14 protein-coding genes are annotated in these 13,931 nt (G+C 71.2%); 7 read left to right on the forward strand and 7 right to left on the reverse strand.

Annotated elements, in window-relative coordinates; all coding sequences use genetic code 11:
* Positions 1-6 precede the first annotated feature (6 nt).
* From OG259_RS24435 to OG259_RS24450, 4 genes are all read left to right on the forward strand, one after another.
* On the forward strand, positions 7-606 hold the full coding sequence (locus OG259_RS24435) for a 4Fe-4S dicluster domain-containing protein (protein WP_328944208.1): 600 nt from the start codon (positions 7-9) through the stop codon (positions 604-606).
* Entirely contained in the window at positions 603-1,262 is a 660-nt protein-coding gene (locus OG259_RS24440) for a Rieske (2Fe-2S) protein (protein ID WP_328944209.1), read from the forward strand. The genes OG259_RS24435 and OG259_RS24440 overlap by 4 nt, the downstream gene beginning before the upstream one ends.
* The gene (locus OG259_RS24445; protein WP_328944210.1) at positions 1,259-1,699 is read left to right on the forward strand and encodes a hypothetical protein; all 441 of its coding nucleotides are present in this window, start codon (positions 1,259-1,261) and stop codon (positions 1,697-1,699) included. Before OG259_RS24440 ends, OG259_RS24445 begins: the two co-directional genes overlap by 4 nt.
* Positions 1,700-1,777: 78 nt before the next feature.
* Positions 1,778-1,999 carry a hypothetical protein gene (locus OG259_RS24450; protein ID WP_266966588.1) on the forward strand — a complete coding sequence of 74 codons (222 nt, stop codon included), beginning with the start codon at positions 1,778-1,780 and terminating at the stop codon, positions 1,997-1,999.
* 19 nt (positions 2,000-2,018) lie between these two features.
* Here the strand turns inward: OG259_RS24450 and mscL are convergent, their stop codons facing one another.
* The 6 genes from mscL to OG259_RS24480 all read right to left on the reverse strand — a co-directional run bounded on the left by mscL (position 2,019) and on the right by OG259_RS24480 (position 7,781).
* Entirely contained in the window at positions 2,019-2,537 is a 519-nt protein-coding gene (mscL, locus tag OG259_RS24455) for a large conductance mechanosensitive channel protein MscL (RefSeq protein ID WP_328944211.1), read from the reverse strand.
* A 114-nt stretch (positions 2,538-2,651) separates the two neighbouring features.
* Positions 2,652-3,227 carry a hypothetical protein gene (locus OG259_RS24460; RefSeq protein ID WP_443052006.1) on the reverse strand — a complete coding sequence of 192 codons (576 nt, stop codon included), beginning with the start codon at positions 3,225-3,227 and terminating at the stop codon, positions 2,652-2,654.
* Positions 3,228-3,351: 124 nt separating this feature from the next.
* Positions 3,352-4,197 (reverse strand): S-methyl-5'-thioadenosine phosphorylase, encoded by an 846-nt coding sequence (locus OG259_RS24465; RefSeq protein ID WP_328944213.1) that lies wholly within the window; start codon positions 4,195-4,197, stop codon positions 3,352-3,354.
* Positions 4,198-4,332: 135 nt separating this feature from the next.
* Positions 4,333-4,665 carry an FmdB family zinc ribbon protein gene (locus tag OG259_RS24470; protein WP_328944214.1) on the reverse strand — a complete coding sequence of 111 codons (333 nt, stop codon included), beginning with the start codon at positions 4,663-4,665 and terminating at the stop codon, positions 4,333-4,335.
* A gap of 68 nt (positions 4,666-4,733) precedes the next feature.
* Positions 4,734-6,005 (reverse strand): MFS transporter, encoded by a 1,272-nt coding sequence (locus OG259_RS24475; RefSeq protein WP_328944215.1) that lies wholly within the window; start codon positions 6,003-6,005, stop codon positions 4,734-4,736.
* 252 nt (positions 6,006-6,257) lie between these two features.
* On the reverse strand, positions 6,258-7,781 hold the full coding sequence (locus OG259_RS24480; RefSeq protein WP_328944216.1) for a potassium/proton antiporter: 1,524 nt from the start codon (positions 7,779-7,781) through the stop codon (positions 6,258-6,260).
* A gap of 303 nt (positions 7,782-8,084) precedes the next feature.
* On the opposite strand from OG259_RS24480, the gene OG259_RS24485 reads away from it, so the two are divergent.
* Entirely contained in the window at positions 8,085-10,832 is a 2,748-nt protein-coding gene (locus OG259_RS24485) for a penicillin acylase family protein (protein WP_328944217.1), read from the forward strand.
* On the opposite strand, the gene OG259_RS24490 is transcribed toward OG259_RS24485, so the two are convergent.
* Positions 10,833-11,426, reverse strand: a complete 594-nt coding sequence (locus OG259_RS24490) for a 5-formyltetrahydrofolate cyclo-ligase (RefSeq protein ID WP_266892875.1) — start codon at positions 11,424-11,426, stop codon at positions 10,833-10,835.
* A 104-nt stretch (positions 11,427-11,530) separates the two neighbouring features.
* Here OG259_RS24490 and galU point away from each other — a divergent pair, with 104 nt between their 5' ends.
* Positions 11,531-12,442, forward strand: coding sequence for a UTP--glucose-1-phosphate uridylyltransferase GalU (galU, locus tag OG259_RS24495; RefSeq protein WP_266892873.1), 912 nt, complete (start codon positions 11,531-11,533; stop codon positions 12,440-12,442).
* A 184-nt stretch (positions 12,443-12,626) separates the two neighbouring features.
* Positions 12,627-13,895, forward strand: a complete 1,269-nt coding sequence (glp, locus tag OG259_RS24500; protein ID WP_328947164.1) for a molybdotransferase-like divisome protein Glp — start codon at positions 12,627-12,629, stop codon at positions 13,893-13,895.
* Positions 13,896-13,931 lie beyond the last annotated feature (36 nt).

Below are 13,931 nucleotides of genomic sequence, written 5' to 3' on the forward strand. Positions count from 1 at the left end.
CCGCACATGATGGGCCGCACGATCTTCATCGACCCGGGCCGCTGCATCGGCTGCCAGGCCTGCGTCTCCGCCTGCCGCGAATGCGACTCCCACCGGGGCAAGTCGATGATCCACCTCGACTACCCCGACGAGGGCCACTCCGTCGCCTCCCTCCCCACCGTCTGCATGCACTGCGAGGACCCCGTCGCCCCCTGCGCCGAGGTCTGCCCCGCCGACGCGATCCTCGTCACCCCCGACGGCGTCGTGCAGCAGGCCGACACCACCCGCTGCATCGGCTGCGCCAACTGCGTCAACGCCTGCCCCTTCGGCGTCCCCAAGATCGACCTCCAGGCGAAGCTCCAGATGAAGTGCAACCTCTGCTACGACCGCACCGCCTACGGCCTCGCCCCGATGTGCGCCACCGTCTGCCCCACCGGCGCCCTCTTCTACGGAACCCTCGAAGAGCTCCAGGCCGAACGCCCCGGCGTCCAGGTCGCCGACTCCTTCACCTTCGGGTCCACCACCGTCTCCACGGGCGTGGCGATGGTCGTCCCCGCCGACAAGGTCCAATGGCCGGTCCCCGGCGGCCTTCCCGTCGTCGAGATCAATGGAAGGGATGTCCGTTGAGCGTCACCGACCCCCAGCCGCCCGCGCCGGACCCCCGCTCCGACGCGGCCCGGGAAGCGCTCCACGACCGGATCGCCGCCGACTCGCTCACCACCCGCCGCGACTACCTGAGGATCGTCGCCACCGTCTCCGGCGGCCTCGCCGTCGGCGGTGTCGCCGTCGCCTCCGGCATCCTGCACCGGCACGGGGACAGCGACGGGCCGCCCGAGGCGAAGAAGATCGCGGACGTGCTCCTGCCCGGCGAGTCCCTGGCCTTCCGCTACCCCGGCTCCGAGGACCGCGCCGTCGCCGTCCGCCTGGAGGACGGCACCCTCGCCGGCTACTCCGCCGTCTGCACCCACCTCGCCTGCGCCGTGCTCTGGCGCAAGGACCGGGGCAGCGAGGGCGAGCTGTACTGCCCCTGCCACGAAGGCGTCTTCGACGCGCGTACGGGAGAGGTCACGGCGGGCCCGCCGCCCCGGGGACTGCCGAAGGTGGTGCTCGTGGAGGAGGTCGACGGCAGTGTCTGGGCCGTCGGCACCGCCCGCTCGGGCGAGAGCGCCCGCGAGGGCCTCTGCCGCCAGCTCGGCGACGACCGCCCCGAACTCGCCGACCGTCTGGGCTGCCCCGGCGCCTCCGCGCGCGGCACGGCGCCGGAGAGGAGTGAACGCACATGACCGAGGACGCCTTCCCCCGCGACCCGGAGGCCCCGGAGCCGGCGAAGCCCCCCGTCGCCCCCGCGGCACCGGCCGCTCCGGAGGCCCCCCGGCCCCCCGCGTACACCCCCGGCAGCGCTCAGCCGCGTCTCAACCGGCGCGTGCACGAGAGGTATCCGCAGATCCGCGCCACCAGCGGGTACGGCGATCCCCGGGTCACCCACACCGGGCCGGGACCGGGAGCCGGGACGGAGCAGGAACCGGAACGCTCCTCGAAGCTGACGGCCCGCCTCACGCTGGCGCTCACGGTCGTCATCGGCCAGCTCTGGGGGCTGACGATCGTGGTGGACGAGTGGATGGCGGGCGACACCGGCACCGCTTGGTGGGGCGCGGGCTTCCTCTGTCTGTCGTTCCTCGTGGTCCTCGGCCTCTGGCTGATCGACCCGGAGGACCGTTGAGCCGGCAGACGCCGTACAGGTCCTGAAGACCGCAGATCAGCGAGGTTCGGGGTGGGGGAGCGGGCGTACCCTTGAGGTATGAGTACCGCCCCCGCCCACGGACCGCGAGACGCGAAGCGGCCCGGCGTCCATCCCAGCCCCGAGAACAGTCCGAAGCCGGCACTCGTCTTCGACGATCCGCTGGACCAGCAGTCCGCGGACGACACGGACCGTGGATGGGGCGAGCGGCCTCCGGCCGGCGGCGACAGCGCCGCCGACCTCGCGCGCTTCCTCGACGAGAAGCCGCCGCACCACCTCTGACACCGGCATGAGGCGCCGGTCAGGAGGTGGGGTGCGTCCCCGAACCGCCGCCCGCGCCCGCACCGGTACCCGTGCCCGTTCCCGTGGAGGGGCCGCGCTGGGCGACGAGGTGGTCGCGGATCTCCTTGAGGACCTCCAGCTCGCTGATCTCCATGGTCTCCGCGACGCCTTCCTTCGCCTTCTCGTGCGCCGCACGCTTCGCGAGGATCTTCGCCATCGGCAGGACCATCAGGAAGTAGACGACGCCCGCGGTGATCAGGAAGCTCAGGACCGCACTGAGGACCAGGCCCCACTGGATCTGGATGCCCTGCACCTCCCCGTTGACGACCACGCACGAGTCCTTGATGCAGGACGAGTAGCTCTCCAGGTCCTTCGTGCCGAAGGCGCCGACGACCGGGTTGATGATGCCCTTGACCACCGAGTTCACGATGTTGGTGAACGCGGCACCGATGACGACGGCCACGGCCAGGTCGATCACGTTGCCGCGCATCAGGAAGGCCTTGAAGCCTCCCAGCAAACTTTCCTTCTTCTCGGCCACCAAGGTGCCTTTCGTCGCTTGTGTCGCTGTGTGCCGTGCCATTAGGCCGCGAACGGCGCAGAGCAGTCCAATCCGTACACACGGACCGGTGACTTGACAGGGAGTCAGTGCGAATCAGCACAGCGTCACCGTCAGTTGGGACGTGACACCGGCACCCGCCAGCGCCGCCGCCGTCGACCGCGGCACGGACAGGACGACGAGCGCCCCTCCGTCCGATCGAGTCTCACCCGGGTGCGGAACTTCGGCCACTCGGGCGCCCCTGGCGACCACCCGGGCCTCACCCTCCCCGCCGAGCGGCGAGTTGGGCGCGGCGATCACATCGACCCGGTCACCGGGACGCAGCAGTCGTACGGTCGCGGCGTCGGCGATCCGTACCGGAGCGGACACCAGCCGGACGGCGACGGACGGCCGCGCGCGAGCGGCGACGGTGGCGGTCGGGGCACCCGGCGACGGCGCTGGTGGTGGCGGGCTGCCGCTCGCGACGGCGAGGGCCGCCGCCACCAGGGCCAGAAGCACCGCCGGTACGAGCCGTCCCCGTCGCAGCGCCCTGCGCAGCCGGTGCCGGGTGCCCCGTACCCGTAGGGGCTCGAAGGGTGGCACCACGCACGGCGCCGGGACGGGGGACGGGGGAAGGGCGGAGGGAGGAGCAGGGGAAAGGGAAGGCGCGGGGGAAGGGAAGAGACGCGTCATCGCGGGTACCGCCGTCCTGGTCGGGAGTGGGATCGGCTCCCACTCTCCGGGCCGCGCCGATTCCCCGCTCCGGCCTGGGGATCACCCGCCGTCTGTGGACAACTCCCTCACCCTCCCGGGGGGTTCACGGCAGTTCGATCCCCAGGTTCCATCCGTCGTGCGCGTGCGTGCACAGGCAGTCCCGGTCCACCGTCGCCGGCAGCGCGCCCACCGCGTCGAACAGCACCTCGCGCAGCCGTCCCACGTTCTCGCCGAACACCCGCAGCACCTCGGTGTGGGAGACGCCCTCGCCGGTCTCGGCGCCGGCGTCCAGGTCGGTGACGAGTGCCAGCGAGGTGTAGCAGAGGCCCAGCTCACGGGCGAGGACGGCCTCGGGGTGGCCGGTCATGCCGACCACCGACCAGCCGGCCGCCGCGTGCCACCGGGACTCGGCCCGGGTGGAGAAGCGGGGCCCCTCGACCACGACCATCGTTCCGCCGTCGACCGGCTCCCAGCCGCGCCCCCGGGCGGCCTTGACCGCGACCCGCCGCCCGTCCGGGCAGTAGGGGTCGGCGAAGGTGACGTGGACGACGCGGGGGACGGCTCCGTCGGCCCGTCGCTCCCCGTCGAAGTACGTCTGCGCCCTGGCCTTCGTACGGTCGACGAGCTGGTCGGGGACGACGAGCGTGCCCGGCCCGTACTCCTCGCGGAGTCCGCCGACCGCGCAGGGTCCGAGGATCTGCCGTACGCCCACGGAGCGCAGGGCCCAGAGGTTGGCGCGGTAGTTGATGCGGTGCGGCGGGACGCTGTGGCCGCGGCCGTGCCGGGGGAGGAAGGCGACCTGCCGGCCGGCGATCTCGCCGAGGAAGAGGGAGTCGCTGGGGCTGCCGTACGGGGTGTCGACGGACACCTCCGTGACGTCCTCAAGGAAGGAGTAGAAGCCGGAGCCGCCGATCACGCCGATGTCCGCGTACGCATCATGGGTCGCCATGACGATCACCCTATGCGCGGTGCGGGGAAACACCGAGGGCCCCGTCGTGAACGACGGGGCCCTCGGTGAAGAACGTACGGACGTTGTCCTGAAACAGGCGCCGGACGTCAGGCATTGCGTGTCGGGCGGCAGGCGTCAGGCGGCCGAGCTTCCGGTGCTCGACGAGGACGTCGAGGAGGCGGAGGCGGACGAGGTCGACGCGGCCGGCTTCGCGTCCGACGTCGAGGACGACGTCGACGAAGACGACGGGGTCGAGGACTTCGACGCGGCCGGCGAGCTGCTGGACGACGAGCCGCGGCTGTCGTTCCGGTAGAAGCCGGATCCCTTGAAGACGATGCCGACGGCCGAGAACACCTTCTTCAGGCGGCCCTCGCACTGGGGGCACTCGGTCAGCGCGTCATCGGTGAACTTCTGCACCGCCTCGAGGCCTTCGCCGCACTCGGTGCACTGGTACTGGTAGGTCGGCACTTGTCTTCCTCCTGGCACTCACACTCATCGAGTGCTAACGACAATCCATACTGACGTATTCCGCGGGTTCAGTCCACCGCCACCGGCACGCGGTGACCGATACCACGCGCCGCGACCCGGCTCGTCTCGCGCGGCTTGAGGCGCGAACGCAGGGCGAGGAGCGTGGCCAGGGCGAGCGCCGTGCCCACCATCGGCACCAGGAATCCGGTGCTCGCGCCGTGGGCGTCGGCGAGGCGGCCGGCGACCGTGACGGCCGCGGCCTGGCCGAGCGCGACGGCGCCGGTGAGCCAGGTGAAGGCCTCGGTGCGGGAGGACGCCGGGATCAGGGTCTCGACGATGGTGTAGCCGGTGATCAGGGCGGGGGCGATGCACAGGCCCACGACCAGGCCCAGGGCGCCGAGGAGCAGCACCGAGTGCGTGGTCCACAGCAGGGACGCGGCGACGGTGAGGCCGGCGTAGCCGAGGATCAGTCGGCGGCGGGGGCCGACCTTCCAGGCGACGGTGCCCATGGCGATGCCCGCGAGCATGTTGCCGGCGGCGAAGATCCCGTACAGCAGACCGTTGGCGCCGGGGTTGCCGATCTCCTCGGTGAAGGCGGTGAGGGAGACCTGCATGCCGCCGAAGACGGAGCCGATGCCGAGGAAGGCGACGACGAGGACCCGGACGCCGGGGATGGAGAGGGCCGAGCGGCGCGGTTCGCCGGAGCCGGCCGCGGCGATGCCGAACGCGGGCTGGGTGGCGCGCTGGGCGGCGAAGAAGAGTCCGCCGAAGAGCGTGAGCGCGGCTTCGGCGATCAGGCCGGCGGCCGGGTGGACGCCGGTGCACAGGGCGGTCGCGAGGACGGGACCGACGACGAAGGTGAACTCGTCCGTCACGGACTCGAAGGCCGCGGCCGTCGGCATCAGCGGGGTGCCGTCGAGCTTGGCGGCCCAGCGGGCCCGGACCATCGGGCCGACCTGGGGCACGGAGGCGCCGGCGGGCACGGCGGCCAGGAACAGCGCCCACAGCGGGGCGCCGCTCAGGGCGAGCACCACGAGCAGGGAGACGGACGCGGTGTGGACGAGGACACCGGGGATCAGCACGGCGCGCTGACCGAAGCGGTCGGCGAGCTTGCCGCTCTGCGGAGCGAACAGCGCCATCGAGACGCCGGTGACGGCGGCGACCGCGCCGGCGCTGCCGAAGGAGCCGGTGGTGTGCTGGACGAGCAGGACGATGCCGATGGTCAGCATCGCGAAGGGCTGCCGGGCGGCGAAGCCGGGAAGCAGGAAGGACAACGCACCGGGTGTGCGCAGGAGCTGCCCGTAGCCGGGCCGCTTGTCCGAGATGACCGTGGACGCCACGGTCCTGGCCTTTCTGCCGCCTGGTAGCGCGCCCCCGGCACTGTGGTGCGGGTGTCGCCGAGAGCTGTCCTCATGCGCGTTACTGCGGTAGATACCGGGCCGGCCCCACTGCGGAGGGGCGCCACGGCCGCCATACGGTCGCGCCAGCTCTGCGTCAGGCAGAGTTGGTTCGATCAGGTGTGCCTTCATGCTACAGGGAGGATCGTCTTCCTGCCTGGGAAAACGCTCCTGCCCTTGAATTAATGCCTCGGATTAACCGGATGTTCGCTTGTGATGCTCGCCCTGCCGATGGAAGCGCAGGGACGTGTCCGTCGGGGTCGAGGCCGCCGTGGCGCCCCCGGTCCCCAGCCAGCCGGCGAGCTTGCCGCCCTGGCCGACCGCGCGCAGTCGCCGCTCGGTGGCGTCCCGTACCGGGTCGGTGGCGACGACGAGGAGTTCGTCGCCGCGCCGCAGGACGGTGGCGGGCCCCGGTACGAAGCTCGTCTCCTCCCGTACGACGAGGGTGACGGCCGCTCCGGCGGGGAGCCGCAGCTCGGCGACCTCGACGCCGTGCATCCGGGAGTGCTCCGGGATGGCGACGGAGAGGAGGTGGCCGCGCAGCCGTTCCAGGGGTGCCGACTCGACGCCGAGGTCGGCGGCCTCTCCGGAGTCGCCGAGCTTGAGGGCCTTCGCCAGCCAGGGCAGGGTCGGCCCCTGGACGAGGGTGTAGACGACGACGAGCACGAAGACGATGTTGAAGATCCGCTCGCTGCCGTCGATGTCGGACACCATCGGGATGGTGGCGAGGATGATGGGGACGGCTCCGCGCAGGCCGGCCCAGGACATCAGGGCCTGTTCCTGCCAGGGGATGCGGAAGGGCAGCAGGCTGACCAGCACTTCCATGGGCCGTGCGACCACGGTCAGGACCAGGCCGATGACGACCGCGGGCCAGAAGTCGTGGACCAGCTCGTGCGGGGTGACGAGCAGGCCGAGCAGGACGAACATGCCGATCTGCGCGATCCAGCCGAGTCCCTCGGCGAAGCCGCGGTTCGCGGGCGCGTGCGGCAGCTTGGCGTTGCCGAGGACCATCGACGCCAGGTAGACGGCGAGGAAGCCGGAGCCGTGGGCCATGGCACCGGCGGCGTACGCGACGACGGCGATGGCCATGACGGCGATCGGGTAGAGGCCGGAGGCGGGCAGGGCGACGTGTCGCAGTCCGTAGGCGCCGAGGAAGCCGACGGCGAGACCGACGGCGACGCCGATGGCCAGTTCGAGGGCGATCGTGGCGACGAGGACGTACCAGTCGTCGACCGGTCCGGCGGTGGAGAAGGCGACGACGAGGATGACGACGGGGGCGTCGTTGAAGCCGGACTCGGCCTCCAGGACACCGGTGACCCGTGAGGGCAGGGGCACCTTGCGCAGCACGGAGAAGACCGCGGCGGCATCGGTGGAGGAGACGACGGCACCGATGATCAGGGCCTGTCGCCAGTCGAGACCGACGAGGTAGTGGGCGGCGGCGGCGGTGATGCCCACGCTCACCGCGACGCCGACGGTGGAGAGGACGACCGCGGCGGGCAGCGCCGGCTTGATCTCCTTCCACTTCGTGCCGAGGCCACCCTCGGCGAGGATCACGACGAGGGCGGCGTAGCCGATGACCTGCGTCAGTTCCGCGTTGTCGAAGGCGACGTTGCCGATGCCGTCCTGGCCGATGGCGACGCCGATGCCGAGGTAGAGCAGCAGGCTGGGGAGCCCGCTCCGGGACGAGATCCGGACGGCCGCGACCGCGATCAGCAGCACGAGGGAGCTGATGAGCAGGAGTTCGTTGAGCTCGTGGACAGTCAGTGGCCGTTCCTTCCCCTCACGTGCAGCCGGATCGTTCTTCCGGCAGCCGTCACAGGCAGCTGGATCGTTCCTCCAGCGGCCGACACTTCGTTACCTTACCTAATCTTTAACGTTTTCTTGACGCCCTCTTTGCGCACCTCGCTCACCAGTACGGTTCTCCTCACGGTTGTCTTCCTGACACCGCGTCCGGGCCGTCCGGACGCTGCGCCTAAGGTTGCTCCCGTACTCCAGGACCACCCTGCCCCTCGAAGGACAGCGATGCCCTCCAACACGACCGCGCCTCCCGCCAAGAAGAAAGGGCGGCGCGCCCGCCTGATCCTCCTCGTCCTGGTCCTCGCCCTGGTCGCGGGTGTCGGATACGGCGGGTTCTGGGGTGTGAGCACCGTCCGGGCCTCGTTCCCGCAGACCACGGGCGAGATCCGGCTCGACAGCCTCTCCGGTGAGGTCGAGGTCAAGCGCGACGCCAACGGCGTCCCGCAGATCTACGCGGACAACGAGACGGACCTCTTCCGCGCCCAGGGCTACGTCCAGGCGCAGGACCGCTTCTACGAGATGGACGTCCGGCGGCACGTGACCGCGGGCCGGCTCTCCGAGATGTTCGGCGAGAGCCAGGTCGAGACGGACACCTTCCTGCGCACGCTCGGCTGGCGCCGGGTCGCGCAGCAGGAGTACGACAAGGTCCTGACGCCGGAGACGAAGAAGTACCTCCAGGCGTACGCGGAGGGCGTCAACGCCTATCTGAAGGACCGGGACCCCGCCGACATCTCCGTCGAGTACGCGGCCCTGGCCTTCACCAACGACTACGCGATCGAGCCCTGGACCCCGGTCGACTCGGTGGCCTGGCTCAAGGCGATGGCCTGGGACCTGCGCGGCAACATGCAGGACGAGATCGACCGCTCGCTGATGACGAGCCGGCTGAGCGCGAGCCAGATCAAGACGCTGTACCCGGAGTACCCGTACGCGCTCCACCAGCCGATCGTCGACCGGGGTGCGGTCGACGAGTCCACCGGGAAGTTCGACCCGAAGACGAAGCCCGGCGACGGTGACGGTCTGACCACCGGCGAGACCCCGGCCTCCGGTTCCTCCGGCTCCTCGGGTTCCTCGCAGGGCATCGAGTCCCAGCTCGGCGCGCTCTCCGAGGTCCTGGACGGCGTCCCCGCCCTCCTCGGCCCCAACGGCAACGGCATCGGCTCGAACTCCTGGGTCGTCTCCGGCGACTACACGACCTCCGGCAAGCCGCTGCTGGCCAACGACCCGCACCTCGCGCCGCAGCTGCCGTCCCTCTGGTACCAGATGGGCCTGCACTGCCGCTCGGTCTCGGCGACCTGCCGCTACGACGTCTCCGGCTACACCTTCTCCGGCATGCCCGGTGTGATCATCGGACACAACGACAAGATCGCCTGGGGTCTCACCAACCTCGGCGCCGACGTCACCGACCTCTACCTGGAGAAGATCGGCCCCGACGGCTACCTCGTCGACGGCAAGGTCAAGCCCTTCACGGTCCGCGACGAGATCATCAAGGTCGCCGGCGGCGAGGACCGGACGATCACCATCCGCGCCACCGACCGCGGCCCGCTCGTCTCCGACCGCTCCTCCGAGCTGGAGAAGGTCGGCCAGAAGGCCCCCGTCGGCAACGCCGCCCCCGACCGCGGCGCCGGCTACGGCGTCTCCCTCCAGTGGACGGCGCTCCAGCCCGGCAAGTCGATGGACGCGATCTTCGCCCTCGACCGCGCCAAGGACTTCACCACCTTCCGGGCCGCGGCCGAGAACTTCGAGGTCCCGTCCCAGAACCTGATCTACGCCGACACCCAGGGCAACATCGGCTACCAGTCCCCGGGCAAGATCCCGCAGCGCAGCAAGGGGGACGGCACCCTCCCGGCGCCCGGCTGGGACTCCTCGTACCGGTGGAAGGGCTACATCCCCTTCGACCGGCTGCCGTACGAGTACAACCCGAAGCGCGGCTACATCGTCACCGCCAACCAGGCCGTGATCGACTCCAAGGCATACCCCGACCTGCTCACCAAGGACTGGGGATACGGCTCGCGCAGCCAGCGGATCAACGACCTCATCGAGTCGAAGATCAAGGACGGCGGAAAGATCTCGCCGGACGACATGCGCACCATGCAGACGGACAACCGCAGCGAGATCGCGACCCTGCTGAACCCGCTGCTGCTGAAGATCGACATCTCGGACCCGTACGTCCGCGAGGCGCAGAAACTGCTCGAAGGCTGGGACTACACCCAGGAGCCGGACTCGGCCGCCGCCGCCTACTTCAACGCGGTCTGGCGCAACGTCCTCAAGCTGTCCTTCGGCGACAAGCTGCCCAAGGAGCTCCGCGTCGAGGGCGAATGCATCAACGTGCGCCCGGCCGACGCCACCGGCCCGGTCGACGAGCAGAACAAGCTCGTACGGGAATGCGGCCAGCGCGACCCCGACTCGGCGCAGCCGGACGGCGGCGACCGCTGGTACGAGGTGGTCCGCCCGCTCCTCAAGCAGGAGAAGAGCGAGTGGTGGGTCACCCCCGGCAACCGCACCGACCAGGCCACCGAGACCCGTGACCAGCTGCTCGCCCGCGCCATGAAGGACGCGCGCTGGGAGCTGACCGCCAAGCTCGGCAAGGACGTCTCCACCTGGAGCTGGGGTCGGCTGCACCAGCTGACCCTGAAGAACCAGACCCTCGGCACCGCCGGTCCCGGCGTCGTGCAGCAGCTCCTCAACCGCGGCCCGTGGAACCTGGGCGGCGGCGAGGCGGCCGTCGACGCCACCGGCTGGAACGCGGCCGGCGGCTACGAGGTCATCTGGGTGCCGTCGATGCGCATGGTCGTCAACGTCGGCGACTGGGACAAGTCCCGGTGGATCAACCTCACCGGAGCCTCCGGCCACGCCTTCAACTCCCACTACACCGACCAGACGGATGCGTGGGCGAAGGGCGACCTGTACGACTGGGCCTACGGCAAGGCGGCCGTCGACGCGGCGACGAAGGACACGCTGAGGCTGAAGCCCTGATCAGGGCCGGAAACGGGTGACCCCCTCCGGGGTCACCACCGCGTGCACGGGGTGGTCGTGCGGTTCCTCCGGGACCCGGGCGACCACCTCGTCCGCGTACAGGAGCACCACGAGCGCGGGATCCGCCCCCGCGCGCGTGAGCCGGGCGAGCACCCGGTCGTACGAGCCGCCGCCCCGCCCCAGCCGCATCCCGCGCCCGTCGACCGCGAGGCCCGGCAGCAGGACGGCGTCGGCGGCGCACACGGCCTCCGGTCCGAGCCGGGGCCCGACCGGTTCGAGCAGGCCCCGGCCGGCCTTCGCGAGCCCCTCCGGACCCTCGTACGCCGCCCAGTCCAGGTCGTTGTCGGGGAGCAGGACGGGGAGCAGGACCCGCACCCCGCGCGCGTGGAGCGCGTCGAGCAACGCGCGCGTGCCCGGCTCGCGGCCCACGGACACATAGGCGGCGACCGTGGACGCCTCCGCGAGTTCGGCCAGTTCCAGTCCCCGACGGGCGAGGGATTCGGCCGTGCGGGCCAGGGAATCGGTGCTCAGCGCGGCGCGGGCGGCCAGAAGTCGGCTGCGCAGCACGGTCTTTTCGGACATCTCAGGTGTCATGTCGGCCCCATGCGAATTCACTAAACTCTCGTAACTGTCTTTATGTGGAGGAAGTTAATCGGAGCCACATCTTTCTCTCATTCCGAACGACTAAAGTGCTCGGCATGAATCACTCGCTCCCCAGGCTGGGCCGGATCAGCAAGGCTGTCATCCCGGCCGCCGGCCTCGGCACCCGCTTCCTCCCGGCGACCAAGGCGACGCCGAAGGAGATGCTGCCGGTCGTCGACAAGCCGGCCATCCAGTACGTCGTCGAGGAGGCCGTCGCGGCCGGCCTCTCCGACGTCCTGATGATCACCGGCCGGAACAAGCGTCCCCTGGAGGACCACTTCGACCGGAACTACGAGCTGGAGGAGGCCCTGAGCCGGAAGGGCGACGCGGAACGCCTCTCCAAGGTCCAGGAGTCCAGTGACCTCGCCACCATGCACTACGTGCGCCAGGGAGCCCCGCGCGGCCTCGGCCACGCCGTGCTCTGCGCCGCCCCGCACGTCGGCGACCAGCCCTTCGCGGTGCTCCTCGGCGACGACCTGATCGATCCGCGCGACCCGTTGCTCGCGCGGATGGTGGAGGTCCAGGAGCGGGAGGGCGGCAGCGTGATCGCCCTCATGGAGGTCGAGCCCTCGCAGATCCACCTCTACGGCTGCGCGGCGGTCGAGGCGACCGTCGACTCGGACGTCGTGAAGGTGACGGACCTGGTCGAGAAGCCGGACGCGGACGAGGCGCCCAGCAACTACGCGATCATCGGCCGTTATGTGCTGGATCCGGCCGTCTTCGAGACGCTGCGGGAGACCGAGCCGGGCCGCGGTGGGGAGATCCAGCTCACCGACGCCCTGCAGAAGCTCGCCTCGGACGAGAAGATCGGTGGCCCGGTGCACGGCGTCGTGTTCAAGGGGCGCCGCTATGACACCGGTGACCGCGGTGACTATCTGCGTGCCATTGTCAGACTCGCGTGCGAACGTGAAGATCTGGGACCGGACTTCCGGGCCTGGCTCCGGAGATACGTCAGCGAGGAGATGTAGCACCTTGAGCAGCAGCGCGGCACCGTCGCCGTCCCACGACGACCAGGATCACGGCCACCAGGATCACGGCGACCAGGGACACGGGGACCACGTGCACGGCGACCATGATCACGGTGATCACGGTGATCACGGCCATGGTGACGAGGCGGGCGCGGTCGACCCCTGCGCGGGTCCCGCGCGCGGGCTGTGGACGGTGGACGAGCACCTGGCCGACATCCTCGCGACGGTCGGCCCGCTCGACCCCATCGAGCTGCAACTCCTCGACGCGCAGGGCTGTGTCCTCGTCGAGGACGTGACGGTGCCGGTCGCGCTGCCCCCCTTCGACAACAGCTCCATGGACGGGTACGCGGTCCGGATCGCCGATGTCGCCGGTGCCACCGAGGAGTTCCCCGCCGTCCTCACCGTCATCGGCGATGTCGCGGCGGGCGCCGGCGGCCTGCCCGAGGTCGGCCCCGGCCAGGCCGCCCGGATCATGACCGGCGCCCCGCTGCCGCCCGGCGCCGAGGCCGTCGTCCCCGTCGAGTGGACCGACGGCGGTACGGGCGGCGGCGCGGCCACCGGCATGACCGCCGCGAGCGCCGCCCCCGAGGGAGCGGCCGGCGAGGTCCGGGTGCACCGCGCCGCCGAGGCCGGCGCGCACGTCCGCGAGCGGGGCAGCGACGTCCGGGCCGGGGAGCTGGCCCTGGCGGCGGGCACCGTCCTCGGACCGCCGCAGATCGGGCTGCTCGCCGCGATCGGCCGCGGCACCGTCCGGGTGCGGCCCCGCCCCCGGGTGGTCGTCATGTCCACCGGCAGCGAGCTGGTGCAGCCCGGCGAACCGCTGGGCGAGGGCCAGATCCACGACTCGAACAGCTTCGCGCTGGCCGCGGCCGCGCGGGACGCGGGCGCCCTCGCGTACCGGGTGGGGGCCGTCGCCGACGACGCGGAGTCGCTGCGCGCCACCATCGAGGACCAGCTCATCCGGGCCGATCTGATCGTGACCACGGGCGGGGTGAGCGTCGGCGCGTACGACGTGGTGAAGGAGGCGCTGACCGCCGACGGGCAGGTCGACTTCCGCAAGCTGGCCATGCAGCCGGGCAAGCCGCAGGGCTTCGGCGCGATCGGCGCCGAGCAGATCCCGCTGCTCGCCCTGCCGGGCAACCCGGTCTCCTCGTACGTCTCCTTCGAGCTGTTCGTCCGGCCCGCGATCCGGTCTCTGATGGGCGTCGAGGATCTGCATCGGCCCCGGGTGCGGGCCGAGCTGGTCGCCGACAAGGCGCTGTCCTCGCCGGCCGGGCGGAGGCAGTTCCTCCGGGGGACGTACGACCCGGAGGCGGGCACCGTCACTCCGGTGGGCGGTGCGGGCTCCCATCTGATCGCGGCCCTCGCGCACGCGGACTGCCTGCTCGTGGTCCCGGAGGAGACGGAGAGCGTGGAGCCGGGCGCCGTCCTGGAAGTGGTCCTCCTCGGCTGAGGGGGCGAGGGTGGGGGTACGGTGTCGTCCCACACA

The sequence above is a fragment of the Streptomyces sp. NBC_00250 genome (assembly GCF_036192275.1).
Taxonomy (GTDB): Bacteria; Actinomycetota; Actinomycetes; order Streptomycetales; family Streptomycetaceae; genus Streptomyces.

Coding starts and splice junctions, on each gene's coding strand:
- OG259_RS24450 (WP_266966588.1), top strand. CDS start 1,778: ATGAGTACCGCCCCCGCCCACGGACCGCGAGACGCGAAGCGGCCCGGC.
- OG259_RS24465 (WP_328944213.1), bottom strand. CDS start 4,197: ATGGCGACCCATGATGCGTACGCGGACATCGGCGTGATCGGCGGCTCC.
- OG259_RS24435 (WP_328944208.1), top strand. CDS start 7: ATGATGGGCCGCACGATCTTCATCGACCCGGGCCGCTGCATCGGCTGC.
- galU (WP_266892873.1), top strand. CDS start 11,531: ATGAATCACTCGCTCCCCAGGCTGGGCCGGATCAGCAAGGCTGTCATC.
- OG259_RS24460 (WP_443052006.1), bottom strand. CDS start 3,227: ATGACGCGTCTCTTCCCTTCCCCCGCGCCTTCCCTTTCCCCTGCTCCT.
- OG259_RS24485 (WP_328944217.1), top strand. CDS start 8,085: ATGCCCTCCAACACGACCGCGCCTCCCGCCAAGAAGAAAGGGCGGCGC.
- OG259_RS24445 (WP_328944210.1), top strand. CDS start 1,259: ATGACCGAGGACGCCTTCCCCCGCGACCCGGAGGCCCCGGAGCCGGCG.
- OG259_RS24490 (WP_266892875.1), bottom strand. CDS start 11,426: ATGACACCTGAGATGTCCGAAAAGACCGTGCTGCGCAGCCGACTTCTG.